This window comes from Nocardioides sp. NPDC092400 (genome assembly GCF_040684155.1).
In the GTDB taxonomy this organism is placed as follows: domain Bacteria; phylum Actinomycetota; class Actinomycetes; order Propionibacteriales; family Nocardioidaceae; genus Nocardioides.
Genome location: NZ_JBFBFJ010000002.1, coordinates 690,465 through 713,444, shown reverse-complemented (window position 1 = coordinate 713,444; position 22,980 = coordinate 690,465). Strand labels below are relative to the sequence as shown.

The 22,980-nt window shown below is 72.1% G+C and carries 20 protein-coding genes and 1 tRNA gene; 9 read left to right on the top strand and 12 right to left on the bottom strand.

Features of this window, described 5'->3' with window-relative positions:
* Nucleotides 1-26 precede the first annotated feature (26 nt).
* On the top strand, nt 27-986 hold the full coding sequence (locus tag AB0N29_RS10880) for a sulfotransferase (protein ID WP_364866550.1): 960 nt from the start codon (nt 27-29) through the stop codon (nt 984-986).
* A gap of 36 nt (nt 987-1,022) precedes the next feature.
* Here AB0N29_RS10880 and AB0N29_RS10875 read toward each other — a convergent pair whose 3' ends face one another.
* Together AB0N29_RS10875 and AB0N29_RS10870 are read right to left on the bottom strand one after the other, a co-directional pair.
* Entirely contained in the window at nt 1,023-1,919 is an 897-nt protein-coding gene (locus tag AB0N29_RS10875; RefSeq protein ID WP_364866548.1) for a hypothetical protein, read from the bottom strand.
* 101 nt (nt 1,920-2,020) lie between these two features.
* Nucleotides 2,021-2,102: transfer RNA gene (locus AB0N29_RS10870), tRNA-Tyr, on the bottom strand.
* A 98-nt stretch (nt 2,103-2,200) separates the two neighbouring features.
* Here AB0N29_RS10870 and AB0N29_RS10865 point away from each other — a divergent pair.
* The gene (locus tag AB0N29_RS10865) at nt 2,201-2,692 is read left to right on the top strand and encodes a YajQ family cyclic di-GMP-binding protein (RefSeq protein ID WP_302269573.1); all 492 of its coding nucleotides are present in this window, start codon (nt 2,201-2,203) and stop codon (nt 2,690-2,692) included.
* A gap of 78 nt (nt 2,693-2,770) precedes the next feature.
* On the opposite strand, the gene AB0N29_RS10860 is transcribed toward AB0N29_RS10865, so the two are convergent.
* The 4 genes from AB0N29_RS10860 to AB0N29_RS10845 are packed head-to-tail and all read right to left on the bottom strand — an operon-like array spanning nt 2,771 to nt 6,520.
* Nucleotides 2,771-3,772: a TOBE-like domain-containing protein gene (locus tag AB0N29_RS10860; RefSeq protein ID WP_302269571.1), complete on the bottom strand. Its 1,002-nt coding sequence runs from the start codon at nt 3,770-3,772 to the stop codon at nt 2,771-2,773.
* Nucleotides 3,769-4,596, bottom strand: a complete 828-nt coding sequence (locus AB0N29_RS10855; RefSeq protein ID WP_364866545.1) for a sulfate ABC transporter permease subunit — start codon at nt 4,594-4,596, stop codon at nt 3,769-3,771. The genes AB0N29_RS10860 and AB0N29_RS10855 overlap by 4 nt, the downstream gene beginning before the upstream one ends.
* Nucleotides 4,590-5,477, bottom strand: a complete 888-nt coding sequence (cysT, locus tag AB0N29_RS10850) for a sulfate ABC transporter permease subunit CysT (protein WP_302269568.1) — start codon at nt 5,475-5,477, stop codon at nt 4,590-4,592. Before cysT ends, AB0N29_RS10855 begins: the two co-directional genes overlap by 7 nt.
* Nucleotides 5,477-6,520 carry a sulfate ABC transporter substrate-binding protein gene (locus tag AB0N29_RS10845; RefSeq protein ID WP_302269566.1) on the bottom strand — a complete coding sequence of 348 codons (1,044 nt, stop codon included), beginning with the start codon at nt 6,518-6,520 and terminating at the stop codon, nt 5,477-5,479. The genes cysT and AB0N29_RS10845 overlap by 1 nt, the downstream gene beginning before the upstream one ends.
* 300 nt (nt 6,521-6,820) lie before the next feature.
* On the opposite strand from AB0N29_RS10845, the gene AB0N29_RS10840 reads away from it, so the two are divergent.
* Nucleotides 6,821-8,791, top strand: a complete 1,971-nt coding sequence (locus tag AB0N29_RS10840) for a 2-oxoacid:acceptor oxidoreductase subunit alpha (protein WP_364866542.1) — start codon at nt 6,821-6,823, stop codon at nt 8,789-8,791.
* A 50-nt stretch (nt 8,792-8,841) separates the two neighbouring features.
* Nucleotides 8,842-9,912, top strand: coding sequence for a 2-oxoacid:ferredoxin oxidoreductase subunit beta (locus tag AB0N29_RS10835; RefSeq protein ID WP_364866865.1), 1,071 nt, complete (start codon nt 8,842-8,844; stop codon nt 9,910-9,912).
* A 117-nt stretch (nt 9,913-10,029) separates the two neighbouring features.
* Here the strand turns inward: AB0N29_RS10835 and AB0N29_RS10830 are convergent, their stop codons facing one another.
* Entirely contained in the window at nt 10,030-10,455 is a 426-nt protein-coding gene (locus tag AB0N29_RS10830) for a hypothetical protein (RefSeq protein ID WP_302269563.1), read from the bottom strand.
* 52 nt (nt 10,456-10,507) lie between these two features.
* Between AB0N29_RS10830 and rarD the strand changes: the two genes are divergently transcribed.
* Together rarD and AB0N29_RS10820 are read left to right on the top strand one after the other, a co-directional pair.
* Nucleotides 10,508-11,419: an EamA family transporter RarD gene (gene rarD / locus AB0N29_RS10825; RefSeq protein WP_302269562.1), complete on the top strand. Its 912-nt coding sequence runs from the start codon at nt 10,508-10,510 to the stop codon at nt 11,417-11,419.
* A gap of 110 nt (nt 11,420-11,529) precedes the next feature.
* Nucleotides 11,530-13,599, top strand: a complete 2,070-nt coding sequence (locus AB0N29_RS10820) for a PhoX family phosphatase (RefSeq protein WP_364866539.1) — start codon at nt 11,530-11,532, stop codon at nt 13,597-13,599.
* A gap of 58 nt (nt 13,600-13,657) precedes the next feature.
* Here AB0N29_RS10820 and AB0N29_RS10815 read toward each other — a convergent pair whose 3' ends face one another.
* Nucleotides 13,658-14,449 carry an SDR family NAD(P)-dependent oxidoreductase gene (locus tag AB0N29_RS10815; protein WP_364866537.1) on the bottom strand — a complete coding sequence of 264 codons (792 nt, stop codon included), beginning with the start codon at nt 14,447-14,449 and terminating at the stop codon, nt 13,658-13,660.
* 112 nt (nt 14,450-14,561) lie between these two features.
* On the opposite strand from AB0N29_RS10815, the gene AB0N29_RS10810 reads away from it, so the two are divergent.
* Genes AB0N29_RS10810 through AB0N29_RS10800 form a run of 3 tightly spaced genes read left to right on the top strand, consistent with a single transcriptional unit; the run spans nt 14,562 to nt 16,844 of the window.
* Entirely contained in the window at nt 14,562-15,083 is a 522-nt protein-coding gene (locus AB0N29_RS10810; protein WP_364866535.1) for a MarR family transcriptional regulator, read from the top strand.
* A gap of 4 nt (nt 15,084-15,087) precedes the next feature.
* The gene (locus AB0N29_RS10805) at nt 15,088-15,660 is read left to right on the top strand and encodes an RNA polymerase sigma factor (RefSeq protein WP_364866532.1); all 573 of its coding nucleotides are present in this window, start codon (nt 15,088-15,090) and stop codon (nt 15,658-15,660) included.
* Nucleotides 15,660-16,844 carry a CU044_5270 family protein gene (locus tag AB0N29_RS10800; protein ID WP_364866530.1) on the top strand — a complete coding sequence of 395 codons (1,185 nt, stop codon included), beginning with the start codon at nt 15,660-15,662 and terminating at the stop codon, nt 16,842-16,844. The genes AB0N29_RS10805 and AB0N29_RS10800 overlap by 1 nt, the downstream gene beginning before the upstream one ends.
* Here AB0N29_RS10800 and AB0N29_RS10795 read toward each other — a convergent pair.
* Genes AB0N29_RS10795 through nuoL form a run of 4 tightly spaced genes read right to left on the bottom strand, consistent with a single transcriptional unit; the run spans nt 16,730 to nt 22,977 of the window.
* Nucleotides 16,730-17,737 (bottom strand): polyprenyl synthetase family protein, encoded by a 1,008-nt coding sequence (locus tag AB0N29_RS10795; protein WP_302269558.1) that lies wholly within the window; start codon nt 17,735-17,737, stop codon nt 16,730-16,732. The genes AB0N29_RS10800 and AB0N29_RS10795 overlap by 115 nt on opposite strands.
* Nucleotides 17,734-19,332, bottom strand: coding sequence for an NADH-quinone oxidoreductase subunit NuoN (gene nuoN / locus AB0N29_RS10790; protein ID WP_302269557.1), 1,599 nt, complete (start codon nt 19,330-19,332; stop codon nt 17,734-17,736). The genes AB0N29_RS10795 and nuoN overlap by 4 nt, the downstream gene beginning before the upstream one ends.
* Before the next feature lies 1 nt (nt 19,333).
* Nucleotides 19,334-21,046: an NADH-quinone oxidoreductase subunit M gene (locus AB0N29_RS10785; RefSeq protein ID WP_364866527.1), complete on the bottom strand. Its 1,713-nt coding sequence runs from the start codon at nt 21,044-21,046 to the stop codon at nt 19,334-19,336.
* Complete coding sequence (nuoL, locus tag AB0N29_RS10780; RefSeq protein ID WP_364866525.1) at nt 21,043-22,977, bottom strand: NADH-quinone oxidoreductase subunit L; 1,935 nt, start codon at nt 22,975-22,977, stop codon at nt 21,043-21,045. The genes AB0N29_RS10785 and nuoL overlap by 4 nt, the downstream gene beginning before the upstream one ends.
* Between the last annotated feature and the right edge of the window lie 3 nt (nt 22,978-22,980).

The window sequence follows — 22,980 nt, the reverse complement described above, 5'->3', positions numbered from 1 at the left end:
CTGGATCGTCCTACTATTCTTTTTGCATGGAGCGCCGGCCCGACTTCCTGCTCGTGGGTGCACCCAAGGCCGGGACCACGGCCCTGCACGCGGCCCTCGCCCAGCACCCCGACGTGTTCACGACGACCCCCAAGGAGCCGAAGTACTGGCTCTGCGACGACGCCCCGCCCCCGGCCTGGCGCGGCCCGGGCGACAAGCACTCGCAGCAGGAGTGGGTCTGGCGCCGCGACGACTACGAGCGGCTCTTCGAGGCGGCGGCGCCGCACCAGGTCCGCGGCGAGAGCACGCCGTTCTACCTGTGGAGCCGCAGCGCCCACCGCCGGATCGCCGAGGAGCTCCCCGGCGTCCGCCTGGTCGCGGTCGTCCGCGACCCGATCGACCGCGCCTACAGCAACTGGATGCACCTGTGGTGCGACGGCCTGGAGCCCGAGGGCGACTTCGAGCGCACCATCGGGCTCCAGGAGCAGCGGGTCCGCGACGGCTGGGCGCCGTTCTGGCGCTACGTCGAGCTCGGCAGGTACGGCGCGCAGCTCGCCCACCTGTACCGCCACGTCGACCGCGACCGGGTGCTCCTCCTGCGCTACCGCGACCTCGTCGACGACCCGACGGGGGCGGTGGACCGGACCTGCCGCTTCCTGGGGATCCGGGAGGGCCAGGTCGGCTCCGTGCCCCAGGACAACAGCCGCTCCTTCGTCGCCCCCGGCTGGCGGCCCGCGCTGCTCGGGCCGGCGGTGCGGACCGGCGCCCGACTGGGCCAGTTCGGCCCGCCCCGGCTGTGGCGGCGGGCCAGCGCGCCGCTCACCGCCGCCCTGCGCGGCCCCCGGGTCGTCCACCGCCCGCGCCTGGACCCGGCGGTCCGCGAACGGCTGCTCCCCCAGTTCGCCGAGGACGTCGACCTGCTGTGCCGGGTCACCGGCCAGGACTTCTCCGACTGGCTCTCGACCGCCGACCGGGGCTCGTTCCGCGAGCGCAGCGCCGCCGGCTGAGGCCCTCCCGCCCCTCCGACCCCGGAGGGGCGGCGCTCAGCGGACGAGGGTCAGCAGGTCGTGGGCGCCGTCGGCACGGGCCGCCTCGACGTAGTAGCGGGTCCGGCCGTCGGGGAGCGGGACCGCACTGAGGTAGCGGAACGCTCCGTCGGACCACGGCGAGCGGATGGGCCCGAGAGCGTCGTCCGGCACGAAGCGGGACCCGTCCCAGCGCGCCACGCCGGTGGTCTCGAACCAGTTCGACGCGGCGTCGGGGCGCCCGTCGTAGAACGCGACCGCGGGCGCGCCCCCGGACCCCGGCAGCACCGCCGCGACCCGTGCGCCGCGCTCGTCCCAGCGCCCGGGGCGACCGGCGAGCACCTCGCCCCGGTCGACCCAGGCGAGACCGTCCGCGCTGGTCAGGTGCCGGGTCGTCATCCGGTCCTCGTGGCCCGCCTCGCTCAGCGGGTGGCAGCACAGCCACATGTCCCACCCGTCCGGGCCGACCGTCACAACGGGGTCCTTGACCGCGACCCGGTCGTCGCCGGGGAGGACGACCCGGCGCTCGCCCGCCGCGATCGCCTCGACCGACGGCGCGGTCAGGCTGTCGACCCACCAGTGCTTGGAGCCGGGCGTCGCGCAGGAGAGGTACAGCCGCCACCCGCCGTCGGGGAGCGCGACCAGCACGGGGCGCTCGAAGGACTCCGCCCCGAAGGCCTCGCGCCGCACCTCGGCCACGGGCTCGAAGGTCTCACCGTCCTGTGAGCGCGCGACGACGACGGCCACGCCGCGGCCGTCGGTCAGCGGCCGGCGCACCCGCCAGGTGAGCCAGAACGTGCCGTCCACGAGGACCGCGCTGGCCGCTCCCGCCCAGTTGCCCGCGCCCTCGCCCGGCGCGGGCACGACCACGCGCGCGTCGTCGTACGACGGGAGGGACAGGGTGCCGGTGGTCATGCCGCCAGAGTAGTCGAGCGGTCCAGTCGACAATGACTCCCGCACGGGCGCACGGGCCGGAAATGACTCGACGCCCCGGGCCTTCAGGCCAGGGGCGTCGGTGGCAGGTGAAGGATTCGAACCTTCGAAGGCAAAGCCGACGGATTTACAGTCCGCTCCCATTGGCCGCTCGGGCAACCTGCCGGGGTGCCGCGTCCGGGGGCGATTGGCCCTCGGTGTCGACGAGGCGAAACAATAGCGCAGCCGCAACCGCTAGGAAAAAACGTCACCGGGAGGGACAGATGGCCGACTCGTCGTTCGACATCGTCAGCAAGATCGACCGGCAGGAGGTCGACAACGCGCTGGGGCAGACCGCGCGCGAGATCGCGACCCGGTTCGACTTCAAGGGCACCGGCGCGACGATCGAGTGGTCGGGTGAGCAGGTCATCGAGATCAGCGCCTCGGCCGACGACCGCGCCAGCGCGGTCCTCGACGTGTTCAAGGGCAAGCTCGTCAAGCGCGACGTCTCGCTGAAGGTGCTCGACGCCTCCGAGCCGCGCCCGTCGGGCCAGACGTCGAAGATCACGGTGACCCTCAAGGAGGGCATCTCCTCGGAGGACGCCAAGAAGATCTCCAAGCTGATCCGCGACGAGGGCCCCAAGGGCGTCAAGGCGCAGATCCAGGGCGACGAGCTGCGGGTCTCGTCGAAGAAGCGCGACGACCTGCAGGCCATCATCGCGCTGGTCAAGCAGCAGGACTACGACTTCGCGGTGCAGTTCACCAACTACCGCTGAGGCCACGCAGCGGCACCCCGTGAGCGGGAGGTGGACGCCCGCCCGAGCCGGGTGCACGGCTCGGGCGGACGCCCGGTCTCAGCCGGCGACCGGCTCCGTGGCGGAGCGGTCGGACCGGTCGCCGGCGACCACGGTGGTGGCGCCGGCGGCGGGGGCCAGCCAGACGGCCGACCCCTGGTCGAGCCCGAGCGAGCGGGCGTGGGTGCGGGTCAGGGTGACGGTCACGTCCGGGCCGGCCTCGAGGGCCACCGTGAGGCGCACCTCGAACCCGATCCGCAGCAGCCGGGACACGGTGCCCCGGACGGCGCCGGGCGCCGGCGCCGTCGTGACCTCGATGTCGTGCGGGCGCAGGTGCACGCCCCCGAGCACCGTGACCTCCCCGAGGAAGCCCATGACGAAGTCGTTGGCCGGCTCGTCGTAGAGCTGGTCGGGCGTGCCCACCTGCTCCACGCGCCCCTGGTTGACGACCACGATCTCGTCGGCGACCTCGAGGGCCTCCTCCTGGTCGTGGGTCACGAAGACGGTCGTCACGTGCACCTCGTCGTGCAGCCGCCGCAGCCAGTCGCGCAGCTCCTTGCGGACCTTCGCGTCCAGGGCACCGAACGGCTCGTCGAGCAGCAGCACCTTGGGCTCCACCGCGAGCGCGCGGGCGAGCGCCATGCGCTGGCGCTGGCCGCCGGAGAGCTGGGCGGGCAGGCGGTGGCTGAACTGCTGGAGGTGCACCAGGCGCAGCAGCTCGTCGACCCGGGCGGCGATCTCGGCCTTCGGCTTCCGGCGGATCTCCAGGCCGAAGGCGACGTTCTTGGCCACCGTCATGTGCTTGAAGACCGCGTAGTGCTGGAAGACGAACCCGACGCCGCGCTTCTGCGCCGGCAGGCCGGTCGCGTCGACGCCCTCGATCTCGACCCGGCCGGCGTCGGCGGAGTCGAGGCCGGCGATGATCCGCAGCAGCGTCGACTTGCCGCCACCGGAGGGGCCGAGCAGCGCGGTCAGCTGCCCGGACGGGATGGACACGGAGACGTCGTCGAGCGCGACGAAGTCCCCGAACTTCTTGGTGACACCGGAGACCTCGATGCTCATCGGGACTTCCTTCCGGACGAGGCGTGCTGGGGACGGAGGAACGCGACCACGACCAGGCAGGCGATGCTGACCAGGATCAGCAGGAAGGACGTGGCGTACGCCGTGTCCTGCTGGAAGTTCTGGTACTTCGCCTCGACCACGAGGGTCGCGGTCTGGGTGCGGCCGGTGATGTTCCCGGAGACGATCTTCACGGCGCCGAACTCGCCGACGGACCGGGCGAGGCTCAGCACCACGCCGTACACGACCGCCCACTTGATGCTGGGCAGCGTGATCCGCCAGAAGGTCTGCGGGGCGTTGGCGCCCAGGCTGCGGGCGGCCTGCTCCTGGTCGTCGCCGATCTCGGTGAGCACCGGCACCACCTCGCGGATCACGAGCGGCAGGGCCACGAAGCAGGTGGCCATGATCATGCCCGGCGAGTTGAAGATCAGCTGGAGGCCGTTGTCCTCCAGCGTGGGGCCGAACCAGCCGGTCCGGCCGTTGTAGGCGAGCAGGAGCGCGAGCCCGACCACGACCGGCGAGACCGACAGCGGGAGGTCGATCAGCGCCGAGAGGACGCGCTTGCCGGGGAACTGGTAGCGCACCAGCAGGATCGAGATGGTCACGCCGAAGACCAGGTTGATGACGACCGCCCAGAGGGCGATGATCGCGGTGAGCTGCAGCGCACCGGTCACCTGCTCGTCCGAGAGCGCGTCGGTCAGCGAGGAGAGGCCCTGGCCGAAGGTGTTCTTGACCAGCAGCGCGACCGGCCAGGCCACGAGCAGGAAGACGTAGCCGACCGCGAGCACGCGCAGCAGCCAGCGCACGGGGAGCGAGGTCCTCACCATCGTCGCGACACCCGCCTCTGCACGATGTCGAGCGCGACGATGACGACCAGCGCCACCGCGAGCATCACCGAGGCGAGCGCCGCGGCGGACGCGGTGTTGCCGTTCTCGATGAAGGTCAGCACGCGCACCGAGACGACCTCGGTCTCGAAGGGCTTGTTGCCCGAGAGCAGGACCAGCGAGCCGTACTCGGAGATCGCGCGGGCGAACGACAGCGCGGCGCCCGCGGCGATCGCCGGGGCGAGGGACGGGAGGATGATCCGGCGGAAGACCGTGACCGGGCTGGCGCCCAGCGAGGCAGCCGCCTCCTCAACGTCGGTCTCGAGCTCCTCGAGGACCGGCTGCACGGTGCGGACGATGAACGGCAGCGTCACGAAGGCCAGCGCCAGCGTGACGGCGTGCTCGGTGAAGGCCCAGTGGACCCCGAGCGGGCTGTTGGGGCCGTAGAGGGCCAGCAGGACCAGGCCGGCGACGATGGTGGGCAGCGCGAAGGGCACGTCGATGACGACGTCGAGCAGCGACTTGCCCCAGAAGCGGTCACGGACGAGCACCCACGCGATGACCGTGCCGATGACGACGTTGATCAGCGTGACGAGCAGGGACTGGCCGACCGTCAGGCTGACCGCGGCCCAGGTCTGGTCGTTGCGCAGCACCGACAGGTACCGGCCCCAGCCACCCTCGGCCGCCGCGGCGACCACGGCGGACAGCGGGAGCAGCACCAGGACGCTGAACCACACCATCGCGATGCCGAGGCCCAGTCCCGCGCTTCGGTTGAGCGTGTTCCTCGGAGCGGTACGACGCGCGCGCCGCGGCCGGCGGGACCCCGGGGTGGGGTCCGCCGGCCGGGCCGCGTCGATGGTCGCCCCGGAGAGGGCGGTCGACACTACTCCTCGCCGACCTTGCCGGTGCTCTGCTGGATCTCGGTGATGATGCCGAGCGGGTTGCCGTCCTCACCGTCGCCGAAGAACTTGTCGGCCGCCTCGCCCCAGCCGCCGAAGTCGTCGTCGAGGGTGAACAGCTTCGCCGGGGTCGGGAACGGGTCACTGGGGTCGTTGGCTCCGTCGACCTCACCGATCTCGACGCCGTCCACGACCGGCCGGAAGCCGGACTGGGCGTAGTCGGCCTGGGCCTCCGGGGAGGTCATGAACTCCAGGAACGCCTCGGCGGCGGCGCTGGCGTCCTCGGTGACCGCAGCCGGGTTCTGGATGAGGAGGGTGTCCTCGGGCACGACGTAGTCGATGTCCGCGCCGCTCTGCTTGGCGAGGATCGCCTCGTTCTCGTAGGACAGGAGCACGTCGCCGCTGCCGTCGGTGAAGGCGGTGGTCGCCTCACGGCCGGAGCCGGGGAGGGCGATGGTGTTCTCCAGCAGGCTGGTGACGAACGCGCGGGCCTCCTCCTCGGTCCCGCCGTTGCCGCTGACGTGCGCCCACGCGGCGAGGATGTTCCACCGGGCCGAGCCGGAGGAGCCGGGGTTCGGCGTGATGATGTCCACGCCGGGCTCGACCAGGTCGTCCCAGCCCTCGATGCCGTCCGGGTTGCCCTTGCGGACCACGAAGACGACGACCGACGAGGTCGCGATCCCGTCGGTGGCGTTGTCCTTCCAGTCCTCGGCGACCAGGCCGGCATCGACCAGGCGGGTCACGTCGGTCTCGAGGGAGTAGTGGACGACGTCCGCGTCGGCCCCGGCCTCGACGGCGCGGCTCTGGTCGCCCGAGGCGCCGTACGACGTCTGGAACTGCGCGCCCTCCCCGTCAGAGGTGGCCTGGAAGTCCTCGAAGACCGGCTCGTTGGCCGCCTCCATCACCGAGAACGCATTGATGCTGACCGTCTCGCCGTCCGAGCCCGAGCCGCCCTCCGCGGAGGAGCCACACGCGGTCAAGGTCAGCACCCCCGCGGCGAAACCGGCCACGGCAACCTTGATGTTCATGTCTGTCCCGACTTTCTCCAGCCCCGGCACGAAACCGAGGTCCATTGCTTATCTTGAGCAGACTAGGTCACTTAACCCACAAAGTCGCCCATCGACACGTGTGTCCGGACTCACTGGTCTGGTCCGGGTCCAGCAACGGAGACGACTTCGGATGCGCCCGCGCGGTCTCTATCGTGGAGAGGTCGCGCCGGCCGACCGTGGAACTGGAACGTGTTCCAGTTCTGCTCGTTGAGCCCTACGATCGACTCCAGCAACGGACACGAACCGTCCGAATAGACGCAGCAAGGAAGTGGGCCTGAGGTGTCCAGCCAGGTACAGAAGCAGGTCAAGCAGCTCGACCGGGTGATCATCCGGTTCGCCGGCGACTCCGGCGACGGCATGCAGCTGACCGGTGACCGGTTCACCCAGGAGTCGGCCGTCTTCGGCAACGACCTGGTGACCCTGCCGAACTTCCCGGCCGAGATCCGCGCCCCCCAGGGCACGCTCCCCGGCGTCTCGTCCTTCCAGGTCCACTTCGCCGACCACGACATCCTGACCGCGGGCGACGCGCCCGACGTGCTGGTCGCGATGAACCCCGCCGCGCTCAAGGCGAACCTGCCGGACCTGCCGAAGGGCGCGACGATCATCGTCGACACCCACGACTTCTCCGGTCGCAACCTGACCAAGGCGGGGTACGACGCCAACCCGCTCGACTCGCTGGGCGACGCCGGCTCGGCGCTGGGCGAGTTCGCCGTGCACCCGGTGGACCTGACGGGCATGACGGTCGAGGCGGTCAAGGAGTTCGGGCTCTCCCGCAAGGACGCCGCCCGCGCGAAGAACATGTTCGCGCTCGGCCTGCTGTCGTGGATGTACGGCCGCCCGACCGAGTCGACGACGGCGTTCCTCAACAAGCGCTTCGCGAAGGTGCCCGCGATCCGCGACGCCAACATCGCGGCGTTCAAGGCCGGCTGGAACTTCGGCGAGACCACCGAGACCTTCGTGGTCTCCTACGAGATCAAGCCGGCCCCGGTCTCCGCGGGCACCTACCGGAACATCTCGGGCAACCTGGCGCTGGCCTACGGCCTGGTCGCCGCCGGCGTGCAGTCCGGCCTGCCGGTCTTCCTGGGGTCCTACCCGATCACGCCGGCCTCCGACATCCTCCACGAGCTGAGCAAGCACAAGGCGTTCGGCGTGACCACGCTGCAGGCCGAGGACGAGATCGCCGGCGTCGGCGCCGCCATCGGCGCGTCGTTCGCGGGCCACCTCGGGGTCACCACCACCTCGGGTCCGGGCATCGCGCTGAAGTCCGAGGCCATCGGCCTGGCCGTCATGACCGAGCTCCCGCTGGTCGTCGTCGACGTCCAGCGCGGCGGCCCCTCGACCGGCCTGCCGACCAAGACCGAGCAGGCCGACCTGCTGCAGGCGATGTTCGGGCGCAACGGCGAGGCCCCTGTCCCGATCGTCGCGCCCCAGTCGCCGGGTGACTGCTTCGGCGCCGCGATCGAGGCCGCGCGGATCGCGGTCACCTACCGCACCCCGGTGATGCTGCTCTCCGACGGCTACCTCGCCAACGGCTCCGAGCCCTGGCGGATCCCGGAGATCGCCGACCTCCCGGTCATCGAGCCGAACTTCGCCACCGAGCGCAACCACGTCGTGAAGCCCGCGGCGACGCTCGAGGACGGCACGGTCACCGAGGAGGAGACTGACTTCTGGCCCTACCTCCGCGACGAGGAGACCCTCGCCCGGCCGTGGGCGGTGCCCGGCACCCCCGGTCTCGAGCACCGCATCGGCGGCCTGGAGAAGGGCGAGGGCCACGGCAACATCTCCTACGACCCCGCCAACCACGACTTCATGGTCCGCACCCGCCAGGCCAAGGTGGACCGGATCGCGGAGTCGCTCCCCCCGCTCGAGGTCGACGACCCGTCGGGTCGCGCCAAGGTGCTCGTGCTCGGCTGGGGCTCCACCTACGGCCCGATCGGCGCCGGCGTGCGCCGCGTCCGCAAGGCCGGGTACGACGTGGCGCAGGTCCACCTGCGCCACCTCAACCCCTTCCCCAAGGACCTCGGGGAGATCCTGGGGCGCTACGACAAGGTGCTCGTGCCCGAGATGAACCTCGGCCAGCTCTCCATGCTGCTGCGCGCCCGCTACCTCGTCGACGCGATCGGCTACAACCACGTCCGCGGCCTGCCCCTCAAGGCCGCCGAGCTCGCCGAGGCGATCGGCGGCCTCGTCGCCGACGCCGAGGGCATCGAGGTCGACCTCACCACCACCGCCACGGAGGCAACCAAGTGACCGCCCAGCCCCTCACCGGGACCTCGGGCACCGAGCTCCCCTTCCCGGGCCTGCGCTCGGGCGTCGAGCTGGTCCCGACCAACGACCAGCCGCAGACCGGCAAGGACTACTCCTCCGACCAGGAGGTGCGCTGGTGCCCCGGCTGCGGCGACTACGCCGTGCTCAAGGCCGTCCAGGGCTTCCTGCCCGACCTCGGCCTGCGCCGCGAGAACATCGTGTTCGTCTCGGGCATCGGCTGCTCGAGCCGGTTCCCGTACTACCTCGACACCTACGGCATGCACTCGATCCACGGCCGCGCGCCGTCGATCGCGACCGGCATCGCCACCGCGCGCGAGGACCTCTCGGTCTGGGTCGTCACCGGTGACGGCGACGCGCTCTCGATCGGCGGCAACCACCTGATCCACGCGCTGCGCCGCAACGTCAACATGACGATCCTGCTGTTCAACAACCGGATCTACGGCCTGACCAAGGGGCAGTACTCCCCGACCTCGGAGCCGGGCAAGGTCACCAAGTCCACCCCGATGGGCTCGGTCGACCACCCGTTCAACCCGGTCTCGCTGGCCCTGGGCGCCGAGGCGTCCTTCGTCGCCCGCACGATCGACTCCGACCGCAAGCACCTCACCTCGGTGCTCTCCGCGGCCGCCGCGCACCGCGGCACCTCGCTGGTCGAGATCTACCAGAACTGCCCGATCTTCAACGACGGCGCCTTCGACGCCATCAAGGGCAACGACACCAAGGCCGACGCGATCATCCCGCTCGTCCACGGCGAGCAGGTCCGCTTCGGCACCCCCGGCGAGGACGGCCGCGGGTCGAAGGTGGTCGTCCGCGACCACGTCACCGGCGGGGTCAAGGTCGCCCTCGCCGCCGACGTGGAGGAGTCCGCGGTCCTCGTCCACGACGCGCACGCCGCCGACCCCTCGACCGCCTTCGCGATCAGCCGGCTCACCGCGGCCGACTACCTGCACCAGGCGCCGATCGGCATCTTCCGGGCCGTGGAGCGGCCGACGTACGACGACCAGGCGCGCGCCCAGGTCACCACCGCCCGGCAGGACGCACCCGGCGCGCCGGCCGACCAGCTCGCCGCGCTCATCGGCTCCGGCGACACCTGGACGGTCGTCTGACCCGTCTGACCGCCGGAGCGCGGCACTGGCGCCGCCGAGACGCACGAAGGGTCCCCGCCCGAGAGCGGGGACCCTTCCTGCTGTTCCGGCGGCCCGAGAGCCGGCCCGGCGTACGTCTCAGAGCTTGACGATGCACAGGCTCCGCGAGAACGAGGTCTTGTACTTGGAGCTCGAGGGCGCCTTGACCTTGTAGCAGACCTTCTGGCTGCCGCGGCCCGGACCGACGACGCGGACGCGGAACTTGCTCTTGGCGTCGGTCCGGAAGGTCTTGTAGGTCGTCCACTTCTTCGAGCCGCCCGGCTTCTTCATCATGACGAGCTTGGCCTTCGGGTAGGACCCGGTCTCGACCCCGCCCTTGATGAAGAAGCGGTTGGGCTTGGGCTCGATGCCCTGGACGCTGATCTCGCGCTTGACCTTGTCGGCGGCGGTGGCCGGCGCCGTGAGCGCCAACGGCGTGGCGGCCATGACGACCAGTGCGATGAGGGTGGCAACGACGCGGTTCGTGCGCATGGGGGTGATCTCCTCCAGGAGTCCGTGGGGCATGGAACCCCAACCTGCCCACGGGCGCTCGCCGACAAACCCCTATCCTCGTCCGGTGTCAGACGCGCGCCGCGGCCTCCTCCTCGGCGTGGCCGCCTACCTGGTCTGGGGCGGCTTCCCGCTCTACTTCCCGCTGCTCGAACCGGCTGGTGCGGTCGAGGTCCTGGCGCACCGGATCCTCTGGTCGGCGGTCACCATGGGGCTGCTCGTCGTCGTGCTCGGGCGGGGGTCCCACCTCCGGGCGCTGCTGCGCTCGGGCCGGACGATGCTGCTGCTGACGGTCGCGGCGGTCACGATCAGCGTCAACTGGGGCACCTACATCTGGGGCGTCAACAACGACCGGGTCGTGGAGTCCTCGCTCGGCTACTTCATCAACCCGCTCGTGACCGTGCTGCTCGGCGTGCTGGTCCTCGGCGAGCGCCTGCGGCCCGCGCAGTGGGTCGCCGTCGGCGTCGCCACCGCCGCGGTCGCCGTGCTCACCCTCGACTACGGCCACCCCCCGTACGTCGCGCTCGTGCTGGCCGTCTCCTTCGGCACCTACGGGCTGACCAAGAAGACCGCTAACGTCGGCGCCGTCGAGAGCCTGGCGGTCGAGACCGCCGTGGTCGCACCCCTCGCCGTCGCGTACGTCGCGGTGCTGGTGGCCACCGGCGAGTCCGGCTTCGGCCAGCACGGCCTGGGCCACGCCGTCCTCCTGATGAGCAGCGGCATCGTCACCGCCATCCCGCTGATCGCCTTCGGCGCGGCCGCGACGCGCGTCCCGCTGGTGACCCTCGGCCTGCTGCAGTACCTCACCCCGGTCCTGCAGTTCGCCCTCGGCGTGCTGTGGTTCCACGAGGAGATGCCGCCCGCCCGGTGGGCCGGCTTCGCCCTGGTCTGGGTCGCGCTGGTGGTCTTCACCGTCGAGGCCAACAACCACCGCCGCCGCCAGCTCCGGCTGCTGGCCGCCTCCAGCACCGCCGCCTGACGCCGCCCGTCCTGCGCGGCGGGGTCGGCCGACGGCCGTCCCCTCGGCGTTCACCTGCGGGTCACCGTTCCCTCCCCGGCGGTTGACCCGTCCTGCCTAGCGTCCGCGCCATGACCACCGCCTCGCGCGAACCGCGCATGCTGCTCCCCCTCCTCACCTCCGGGCCGCACGGCTCGCGCAGCCACCTGACCTGCCAGTTCCGCTGCGGCAACGCCTGCGACCAGCCGGTCCCGAACACCAGCACCAACGGCCATGTCCGCGACGAGATCAGCAAGGCCGTCGCCCGCCGGTCGGTCCTGCAGGGCGCGGCCGTCGGCACCGGCGCGATGGTGCTCGCCGGCCTCGGCTCCGCTCCCGCGGCCGCCGTACCGGCCACCACCCCCGCGGGCGTGGCCCGCGCGGCGGTCGGCAAGGACCTCGGCCGGACGTCCTTCCGCCCGGTGGCGCCGAACAAGCGCGACGCGGTGGTCGTGCCGGAGGGCTTCCGCAGCGACGTCGTGGCCAGCTGGGGCGACCCGGTCGAGAAGGGAGCGCCGCGCTTCGACGTGCGCCGCCAGACGCCGGACTCGGCGGCCAAGCAGTTCGGCTACAACTGCGACTACGTCGGCGTGCTGCCGCTCAAGGGCGACCGGGCGCTGCTCGTGGTCAACCACGAGTACACCGACCCGAACCTGATGTTCCCCACCGACCTCTACCCCGAGGACACCCAGAAGGAGATCGAGATCCTCAGCCACGGCATGTCCGTGCTGGAGATCAAGCGCGGCCGCACCGCGGGCTCCTGGCTGCGGGTCTCGCCCTCCGGCACCCGGCACAACCGCCGGATCAGCACCCGCACGGCGTTCGCCGTGACCGGCCCCGCCGCCGGCGACCCCCGCCTCCGGACCTCGGCCGACCCGTCGGGCCGCAAGGTCATGGGCACCCTCAACAACTGCGCCGGCGGCATGACGCCGTGGGGCACGGTGCTCTCGGGCGAGGAGAACTTCAACCAGTACTTCGACGCCTCCGGGGACCTCGACCCGCGCTACGCCGACTCCTACAAGCGCATCGGCGTCACCGGCGCCGGACGCGGCTGGTCGTCGGTCGACCCGCGCTTCGACCTGACCACCGAGCCGCACGAGCCGTTCCGCTTCGGCTGGGTCGTCGAGCTCGACCCGACCGACCGCACCTCCACCCCCCGCAAGCACTCGATGCTGGGCCGCTTCAAGCACGAGGGCGCGAACGTCGCCCTGGCCAAGGACGGCCGCGCGGTGGCGTACATGGGTGACGACGAGCGCGGCGACTACCTCTACAAGTTCGTCTCCCGCGACAAGATGAAGAAGGGCCGGGGCGCCGCGGCCCGCCGCCACAACCTGACCCTCCTCACGCGCGGCGCGCTCTACGTCGCGAAGCTGACCGGCGACGGCACCCAGGACGGCTACGACGGCACCGGTGAGTGGATCCGGCTCACGAGCGACACCACGTCCTACGTGGAGGGCATGAGCGTCGCCGACGTCCTCATCGACACCCGCCTGGCCGCCGACAAGGTCGGTCCGACCAAGATGGACCGTCCCGAGGACGTCGAGCCGAACCCGGTGACCGGCAAGGTGTACGTCGCGCTGACCAACAACTCCAACCGCGGCACCACGGCGCTGCCGGTCGACGAGGCCAACCCGGTCGGGAAGTCGATGACGCGTCCCGCGCTCGGCGAGCCGCTGCGCGAGCAGTCGGGCAACCGCAACGGCTACGTGCTCGAGCTGACCCCCGCCCGCGGCGACCACGCCTCCACGACCTTCACCTGGGACCTGATGCTGGTCTGCGGGGACCCGGCCGCGCAGGAGACCTACTTCGCCGGGTTCGACAAGTCGCAGGTCAGCCCGATCAGCTGCCCCGACAACGTCTCCTTCGACTCCGAGGGCAACCTGTGGATCTCCACCGACGGCAACGTCCTGGGCTCCAACGACGGCATCTTCCGGGTGCCGACGAAGGGCGCGCTGCGCGGCAAGGTCGAGCAGTTCGTCACCGTCCCGCGCGGTGCCGAGGCCTGCGGGCCGCTGATCACCGACCAGGACCGCTCGCTGTTCGTGGCCGTCCAGCACCCCGGTGAGGTCGACGGCGCGACGTTCGAGACGCCGGCCAGCACCTGGCCGCACACCGACGACTTCCCGCGCCCCTCGGTCGTGGTGGTCCACAAGCACGCCTGACCCGCACCGCACCTCGCCGAGCCGGCGCCGCCCAGGAGTGCGGCGCCGGCTCGCGCGTTCACAGCACCGTGGTGAGGACGCCGCCGTCGGCCCGGAGCGCCGCGCCGTTCGTGGCCGACGACAGCGGGCTGGCGAGGTACGCCACCAGGTGGGCGATCTCGGCCGGGTCGATGAACCGCTGCAGGAGCGAGGTCGGGTTCCCCGCCACGACCGCGTCCCTGACCACCTCCACCGGCGCACCCTGGGACCGGGCCACCTCGGCCACGGCCGCAGCGACACCGTCGGACCACGTCGGGCCGCCGAGGACGGTGTTGACGGTGACCTCGGTGCCCCGGGTCAGCTTGGCCAGCCCGTTGGCGAGCGCGAGCGCCGCGGCCTTGGTCGCCCCGTAGGGCACCATGTCGGCGGGGACGTCCACGGCGGACTCGGTGCCGACGAAGACGACCCGGCCCCAGCCCCGCTCGAGCATCCGGGGCAGCAGGTGCCGGGAGAGCCGGACCCCGCCCATCAGGTTGACCTCGACGTAGTGCTGCCACTCCGCGTCGGAGACCTTCGCGAAGGCGGCGAGCCCGAAGACGCCGGCACAGCTGACCAGCACGTCGACGTCCCCGAGCTCCGCCAGCAGCCGCTGCACCTGGGCGGGGTCGGCCAGGTCGGCGGCGATCCCCGAGACGTCCGCGTCCGGCACCGCCGCCCGGAGATCCTCCACCACCGCGCGCACCCGCGTCCCGTCGCGCCCGTTGACGACGACGGCGGCCCCCTCCGCGAGCAGCGCCTCCGCGATCGCCCGTCCGATCCCCTGGGTGGAGCCGCTCACGAAGGCGGTCCGCCCCCTCAGCTGCAGGTCCATGCGTCCGTCCCTCCGTCGCGGCGCCGTCACCAGCACCGATCACTTGCTCAGTCAAGTGAAACGTACGGTGGATGACTTTCTCGATCAAGTCATGACGGCCTATCCTCGTGCCGTGCCCGACTCCCCCACCCCGCCCCCGCTCACCGGCGAGGACCTCGAGACCTGGAGCGCCCTCGCGACCGTGCTCGAGTGGCTCCCGGCCGCGCTCGACGCACAGCTGCAGCGCGACGCCGGCCTCACCCACTTCGAGTACGGCGTCCTCTACGCCCTCGCGTCCGCACCGGACCGGACGCTGCGGATGAGTGTGCTGGCGGGCTACGCGAACAGCTCGCTCTCCCGCCTCTCCCGGGCGGTGTCGCGCCTGGAGACCCGCGGCTGGGTGGTGCGCGCACCCGACCCCGCCGACGGTCGCTACACCCTCGCGACGCTCACCGAGCAGGGCCGGGAGGCGCTCGACGCGGCCACCCCCGGCCACGTCGCCACCGTCCACCGGCTGGTCCTGGACCCGCTCACCCGCGCCCAGGCGCGCCAGCTGCGGGGGATCAGCCAGCGGGTGGCCCGGGCGATCCGGGAGGAGGACGGGTGGCGCCCACCCGTGCAGGAGGGAACCGGTGGAGGGGGAACGGACAAGTAGGGGTGTGACCACCGACAGCGAGATCGTGCGGAGCTCGATCGACGACCCGCCGGCGTTCGCCGCGATCTTCGACCGCCACGCCGCAGCGATCCACCGGTTCGCCGCGCGCCGGACCGACCCCACCGTCGCCGACGACGTCCTCTCCCAGACGTTCCTCGTGGCGTTCGAGCGGCGCCGCCACTTCGACCTCGCCCGGGAGAGCGCCGTCCCCTGGCTCTACGGGATCGCGACGCGCGTGCTGCACCGCCACCGGCGCGACGAGGTGCGGATGCTGCGCGCCCTGGCCCGGGTGCCGGGCGAGTCCCTCGAGGGCGACGTCGGGCCGACCGTCGACGACCAGGTCGACGCCCAGCGCACAGTCGCCGGGCTCGCCCAGGCCCTGCGGTCGCTCACGTCCGCGCATTGGGACGCGCTCCTGCTCCTGGCCTGGGCGGACCTGAGCTACGAGCAGATCGCCGAGGCCCTCGACGTGCCGACCGGGGCCGTGCGCTCGCGGATCAGCCGCGCCCGCGCCACCCTCCGCGCGGCCACCCCCACCAGCCCCGTCCCCCACCCCGCAGCCACCTGGAGACCCTGATGGACGAGATCGACCTGCTCAGCCGAGTCCGCGACGACGTCGCCACCCCCGACCCCGCGACCCTCGCGCCGGCCCGCGCCCGGCTCCTGTCGCGGGCCGCCGGCCGCCCGGCGGCCCGGCGACGGACGCCGCTGCTGCTCGCCGGCGCCGCGGGGGTGGCGCTGGCCCTGGCCGTCGGCCTGGTGGCCACCAACCCCGTCGGCACGTCCCCCGCGACGGCCGCGGAGCTCCTGCAGCGCGCCGCCGAGCGGGCCGCGGACGCCCCGGCCCCCGGGCCGGGCCAGTACCTCGCCGTCGAGACCCGGGAGGAGTCCCTCGGCTACGTGCAGCGGGGCCGGGAGGTCGTCGGCGCCTACCGGACCAGCGGCGTCACCACGACGTACGTCCCCCACGACCGGCGAGGCACCTGGGTGCGCCGGTACTGGAGCGAGCAGCCGGAGGAGGTGTACGGCGGCGCCGCGGTGCGCCGCGCGGCGGACCGCGACTACGCCGTGTCCGCCCACGCCGACGACCCGGGGGTCGAGGAGGGCGTGGCCGGTGAGTTCGGCAACGGCGAGCTCGGCGGCGGGGTCACACCGGTCTCGGTCTCCGACATCCCGACGCTGACCCGCGACGCCGAGGAGCTGCTGGACTACCTCGAGGACGGCGGCGGGGTGGGCGCCGACCCGGGCGCCGCAGCGGTCGGGAGCGCCGCCCTCCTGCTGCGCAGCGGCCTGGTCCCGCTCGACCTGCGACGCGCGCTCTACGAGGCGCTCGCCCTCGTCCCCGGCGTGCGGGTCGTCGACGACACCGTCACCCTGGACGGCCGGACCGGCACCGCCATCGGTGTCCACGACGGCGCCTACGCCACCAGCGTGGTCGTCGACCCCGGGACCGGCGAGTACCTCGGCGAGGTGCAGACCCAGCTGCGGGCGACCGGGGCGGTGCCGGCGGGCACGGTCACTACCGCACGTCGCTCTCCACGACGCTGGTCGACGAGGTGCCTGAGGGCTGAGTCGCGAGAACGCAGCGGCCCGGGACATCCAGTGGTGTCCCGGGCCGCTGTCGCGTCCGGGGTGGGGCCGGCGGCTCAGGCGGAGCGGACCGCCACGACGTCGGCGAAGGCCTCCAGGGCGTCGCGCACCGGACCCTGCGGGAGGACCGTGAGCAGGTCCTTGGCCTCGGTGGCGCGGGCGACGACGTAGGCCCGGGCCTCCTCGAGGGCCGGGTGCTTGCGGAGCAGGTCGAGGGCCTCGGCGTGCAGGGCGTCGTCGGTCAGGTCGGCGTCCAGCAGCTCGAGCAGCCGGGCGTCGGCGGGGTCGGTCGAGGCCCGGGCCATCAGCACGGGCAGCGTCGGGACGCCCTCGCGCAGGTCGGTGCCCGGGGTCTTCCCGGACTCGGCGGACTCCGAGGCGATGTCGAGGATGTCGTCGGAGAGCTGGAAGGCCGAGCCGACGATCTCGCCGTACGCCGTCAGCGCCTCCTCGACCTCCGCGGACGCGCCACCGAAGCGCGCGCCGTACCGGGCGGAGGTGGCGATCAGCGAGCCGGTCTTCCCCGCCACCACGTCGAGGTAGTGCGCGAGCGGGTCCTCGCCCTCGCCGGGCGGCACGGTCTCGAGGATCTGGCCCTCGACGAGCCGGCTGAAGGTCTCGGCCTGGATCCGGACCGCGTCCGGGCCGAGCTGCGCGGTCAGCTCCGAGGACTTCGCGAAGAGGAAGTCGCCGGTCAGGATCGCGACGTGGTTGTCCCAGCGCGCGTTGGCGGAGTCCGCGCCGCGGCGCAGCGCGGCCTCGTCCATGACGTCGTCGTGGTAGAGCGAGCCGACGTGGGTGATCTCCACGACGCACGCGGCGGTCAGCACCTCGGGGGCCAGCGGCTCGGGACCCGCCTCCGCGGCCAGCAGGACCAGGAGCGGGCGGAACCTCTTGCCCCCGGCGTCGAGCAGGTGGCTGGCGGCCTCGGTGACGTAGGGGTAGCGGCTCCGCACGTGGGCGTAGAGCGCTTCCTCGACCTCGGCCATGCGGTCGCGCAGGCGCGCCCCGAGGGCCGGGTCGGTGACCGGCAGGGCCAGACCCGCAGACGAACTGGTGCTCACCTAATGAAGTCTCCCGCACGGGCCGCGAGATCGAGAACCGGGCCCGGCACGACGCCGATCACGACGGTCGCCACCACGCCCGCCGCGATGGTCGCGGAGGTCAGCAGCGACGGCGTCGTCACCGACGCGACCTCGCCGAGGTCCGCGTCGGGCTCGGCGAAGAACATGATCCGGATGTAGCGGACGTAGAAGAAGATCGCGATGATGCTCGACGCGATCGCGGTCAGCACCACCGGCCACGCCCCGGCCGACATCGCGACCGTGAAGACCGCCCACTTGCCGACGAAGCCGGCCGTCAGCGGGATGCCGGCCATGGAGAGCAGGTACAGCCCGAACGCCGCGGCCAGCCACGGCGAGCGGCGGCCCAGTCCGGCCCACCGGTCGAAGTGGGTGGCCTCGCCGTTGGAGTCGCGGACGAGCGTGACGATCGCGAACGCGCCGAGCGTTGCCACGCCGTACGTCGCGAGGTAGAACAGCACCGCCTGCAGCGAGGTGACCTGGCCCTCGGCGAGGTCGCCCGCGCCCTGCACGCCGAGCACCCCGGTGAGCAGGAAGCCGGTGTGCGCGACCGAGGAGTAGGCCAGCATCCGCTTCACGTCGGTCTGGGAGACCGCGACGACAGCGCCGACCACCATGGTGAGGATCGCGACGACCCACATCATCGGCTGCCAGCTCCACCGGTCGGAGCCGAAGGCGACGTAGAAGAGCCGCAGCAGCGCACCGAACGCCGCCACCTTGGTCGCGGCCGACATGAAGGCCGTGACCGGGGTCGGCGCGCCCTGGTAGACGTCGGGCGTCCAGCCCTGGAACGGCGCCGCGCCGACCTTGAACAGCAGGCCGACGGCGAGCATGCCCATGCCGACGAGCAGCAGGCCCTGGTTCTCGGTGTCGTTGCGGACCGCCTCGGCGATCGCGGAGAGCTGCATCGACCCGGCGAAGCCGTAGACCAGCGCGACGCCGTAGAGGAAGAAGCCGGAGGAGAACGCGCCGAGCAGGAAGTACTTCAGCGCCGCCTCCTGGCTGAGCAGGCGCCGTCGCCGGGCCAGGCCGCACAGGAGGTAGAGCGGCAGCGAGAGCACCTCGAGCGCCACGAACATCGTGAGCAGGTCGTTGGAGGCCGGGAAGAGCAGCATGCCGCCGACCGCGAAGAGCAGCAGCGGGTAGACCTCGGTGTGCTCCCAGCCGCGGGTCGAGATCTCCCGCTCGGCCTCCGTGCCGGGCAGCGCCGCGGCCTGGCCGGCGAACGCCGAGACCCCGCCCTCGACGCGGCGCTCGGCGAAGAGCGCGACGCCGCCGAGGGAGAGCAGGAGGATCAGCCCCCACAGGTAGAGGGTCGGGCCGTCGACGACGACGGTGCCCTCGGCGGCGAGCAGCCCGCGGGCGGCGCCGTCGGCGACCTCCTCGAGGTCGGTCGCGAGCCAGATGGTGGTGGCCAGCGCCGCGAGCAGCACCAGGGCGCTGAGGACGACCTGCACGAGGCGGCGCCGCTCCCGCGGCAGGAACGCCTCGACCACGACGCCGAGGCAGGCGCCGCCCAGGACGATCAGGAGCGGGGCGAGCTCGGCGTACTCGATGGTGGGCTTGACGAAGTCCATCTCAGTGTCCCTCTCCAGCGTGCTCGCCGGCCGGCTCCACGACGGTGCCCGGGGGTACGGCGGGGGCGTCGTCGTCGACGTCGACGCGGGCCATCAGGTCCTCGACGTAGGGGTTGGCCACGTCGAACAGCGGCATCGGGTAGAAGCCGAACAGCACCAGCCCGACCATGAGCGGCGCCAGGACCGCGACCTCGCGCGGTCGCAGGTCACCGGTCTCCCGCACGGCCGTGGCCCCGGTCGTGGAGGCGGGCCGGGTGGCCGTCGCGGTCGCCGTGCCGCCGGCGGGCCGCTCGGAGGCGTCCGAGCCGTGCCCGGCCGGCTCGCGGTGGGCCGGGTCGTCGAGGTGCTCCCCCGCGCCGTCCGCCCCGACCGCGCCGGCGAGCGGGCCGGGACCGGTCATCACCCGCTGGTACATCCACAGCACGTAGATCGCGGCGAGCACGATGCCGGTGACCGCCACCGCGCCGACCCACCAGTGGTAGTCGAAGGCCGCGATGATGACGAGCACCTCGGAGATGAACGGGCTGAGCCCGGGCAGGCTCAGGGTCGCGAGGCCCGCGACGAGGAACAGCCCGGCCAGGACCGGCGCGAGCCGCTCCATGCCGCCCATCCGGCGGATCGAGGAGGTGCCGCGCCGCTCGATGACGTGACCGGCGGTGAGGAAGAGCGCCGCCGTGCCGAGCCCGTGGTTGACCATGTAGAGGATCGCGCCGGACTGGCCCTGGCTGCTCATCGCGAAGATGCCGAGGGTGATGAAGCCGAAGTGGCTCAGCGAGGTCAGGCCCACCAGCCGCAGCAGGTCGTCCTGGCCGATGGCCAGCAGCGCGCCGTACACGATCGAGATCAGCGCGATCGTGACCACCAGCGGGGTGGCCCACTTCGAGGCCTCGGGGAAGAGCTCCAGGCAGAAGCGCAGCATCCCGTAGGTGCCGATCTTGTCCAGCACGCACACCAGCAGCACGCTCGTGCCGGGCGTGGCCTTCTCCGTGGTGTCGGCCAGCCAGGTGTGCAGCGGGAACAGCGGCGCCTTGACCGCGAACGCGATGAGGAAGCCGGCGAGGATCCACCGCTCCGCGGAGGTCGACATCTCCAGCCCGGCGAGGTCGGAGGTGAGGTACGACGGCTCGCCGGCCTGCGCGGAGACGACGTAGAGCCCGATCACCGAGCCGAGCAGGACCAGGCCGCCGCCGAGCTGGAACATCAGGAACTTCACCGCCGCGGCGCCGCGACCGGCCTTGCCGAAGCCGCCGATGAGGAAGTACGCCGGGATCAGCGTGGCCTCGAAGACGACGTAGAAGAGGAAGACGTCGGTGGCGAGGAACACCGCCAGGGAGAGCGCCTCGAGGGCGAGCGCCCAGGCGAAGAACGAGCGGGTCGACCCGCTCGCGCCGGTGCCCTCGTCGGCGTGGGTCCAGGAGTAGGCCAGCACGATCGGCACGAGGACGACGGTCAGCAGGACCATGAGCAGCGAGAGCCCGTCGACCCCGAGCGCGTAGTGGACGCCGAACGCGGCGATCCAGTCGTGGGTCTCGGTGAGCTGCATGCCACCGCCGAGCTCGTAGCGCAGCGCCACCGCGACACCGAGCGCGAGGGTCAGCACCGAGACGGCGAGCGCGACCAGCTTGGCCAGCTCGGCGCGCGGCACCGCGGCGACGACGGCCGCGCCGACGAGGGGCACGGCCACGAGGACGGTCAGCCAGGGGAGGTCGTTCATGCGAGGTTCACCGCCAGGAGTGCGAGGACGACGAGCAGGACGCCGCCGAGGACGGAGAGCGCGTAGGAGCGGACGAAGCCGTTCTGCAGCCGCCGCAGCAGGTCGCCGACGGCCTTGACCGCCCCCGACCCGCCGGAGAAGGCCCCGTCGACGACCGTGCGGTCGGCGGTGGTGAGCCCCCGGACCGTCGCGGCACCGGGCCGGACGACCAGCACGTCGTTGATCGCGTCACCGTAGACGTCGGCGCGGGCAGCCCGGGTGGCGAAGGAGACGTCCTGCGGCGGGGTCAGCGGCACCTCCCGCCTGCCGACGAGGAACCACGCGGCGGCGACGCCGACGGCCACGACCGCGACGGTGAGCAGCGTGATCACGATGACCGGCAGCGGCGGCTCGTGGTGCGGGGCCTCGCCGACGACCGGCGCCAGCCAGTCGACGATCCAGTCGCCGAGCAGCAGCACGCCGCCGAGCACCGACAGGGCGGCCAGCACGACCAGCGGCACGGTCATCAGGGCGGGCGACTCGTGCGGGTGCACGTCCTCCTTCCACCGCTTGGTGGTGAAGAAGGTCAGCAGCATCAGCCGGGTCATGTAGAAGCCGGTGATGCCCGCGCCGAGCAGGGCCAGGACGCCGACGACCCAGTTCTCGGCCAGGGCGGTCTCGATGATCTTGTCCTTGGACCAGAAGCCCGAGAAGCCGGGGAAGCCGATGATCGCGAGGTAGCCCATCGCGAAGGTCAGGAAGGTGACCGGCATGGCGTGCCGCAGCGCGCCGTACCGCCGCATGTCGACGTCGTCGTTCATGCCGTGCATGACCGAGCCGGCGCCGAGGAACATGTTGGCCTTGAAGAAGCCGTGCGTGATCAGGTGGAAGATCGCGAAGGCGTAGCCCGCGACGCCGAGACCGGCGCCGAGCATCATGTAGCCGATCTGGCTCATCGTGGAGCCGGCCAGCGCCTTCTTGATGTCGTCCTTGGCGCAGCCGATCACCGCACCCCACAGCAGCGTGACGGTCGCGACGACGACCACGACGGTCTGCGCGTGCGGCGCGAGCTCGAAGATGAAGTTCGACCGGACCACCAGGTAGACGCCGGCGGTGACCATGGTCGCGGCGTGGATGAGGGCCGAGACCGGGGTCGGACCCTCCATCGCGTCGAGCAGCCAGGCCTGCAGCGGCACCTGCGCGGACTTGCCGCAGGCGGCCAGCAGGAGCAGCAGGCCGACAGCGGTGAGCGTGTCCTCCTCGGCGGCGCCGGAGACCGCGCTGATCGCGGAGAAGCTGGTCGTGCCGAAGGTCGTGAACAGCAGCGCGATGGCCAGGGCCATGCCGATGTCGCCGACGCGGTTGATGACGAAGGCCTTCTTCGCCGCCGTGGCCGCGGAGTGCTTGTGCTGCCAGAAGCCGATGAGGAGGTACGACGCGAGGCCGACGCCCTCCCAGCCGAGGAACAGCCCGAGGTAGTTCTCGGCCAGGACCAGCATGAGCATCGCGGCCACGAACAGGTTGAGGTAGCCGAAGAACCGGCGCCGCCGCGGGTCGTGCTCCATGTAGCCGATCGAGTACACGTGGATCAGCGAGCCGACGCCCGTGACCAGCAGCAGGAACAGCGCCGACAGCGGGTCGTAGAGCAGGTCCATCCCGACCTGGAGGTCACCGACGGACACCCAGTCGTAGAGGTGCTGGCCGACCGACCGGTCGCCCTCCTCGCGGCCGAGCAGCTCGAGGAACATCAGCACGCTGATGACGAAGGAGCCGATCGGCATCAGCGTGCCCAGCCAGTGGCCCCACCGGTCGGTGGCGCGGCCGCCGAGCAGCAGCACGGCGGCACCGATCAGGGGCAGGCCGATGACCAGCCACATCAGCGAGAAGACGCCGTCGGCGGCGCTGGGCTCGATCACCGGCACCTGGTGGGCGGCCTCGGACAGTGAGTACATCCG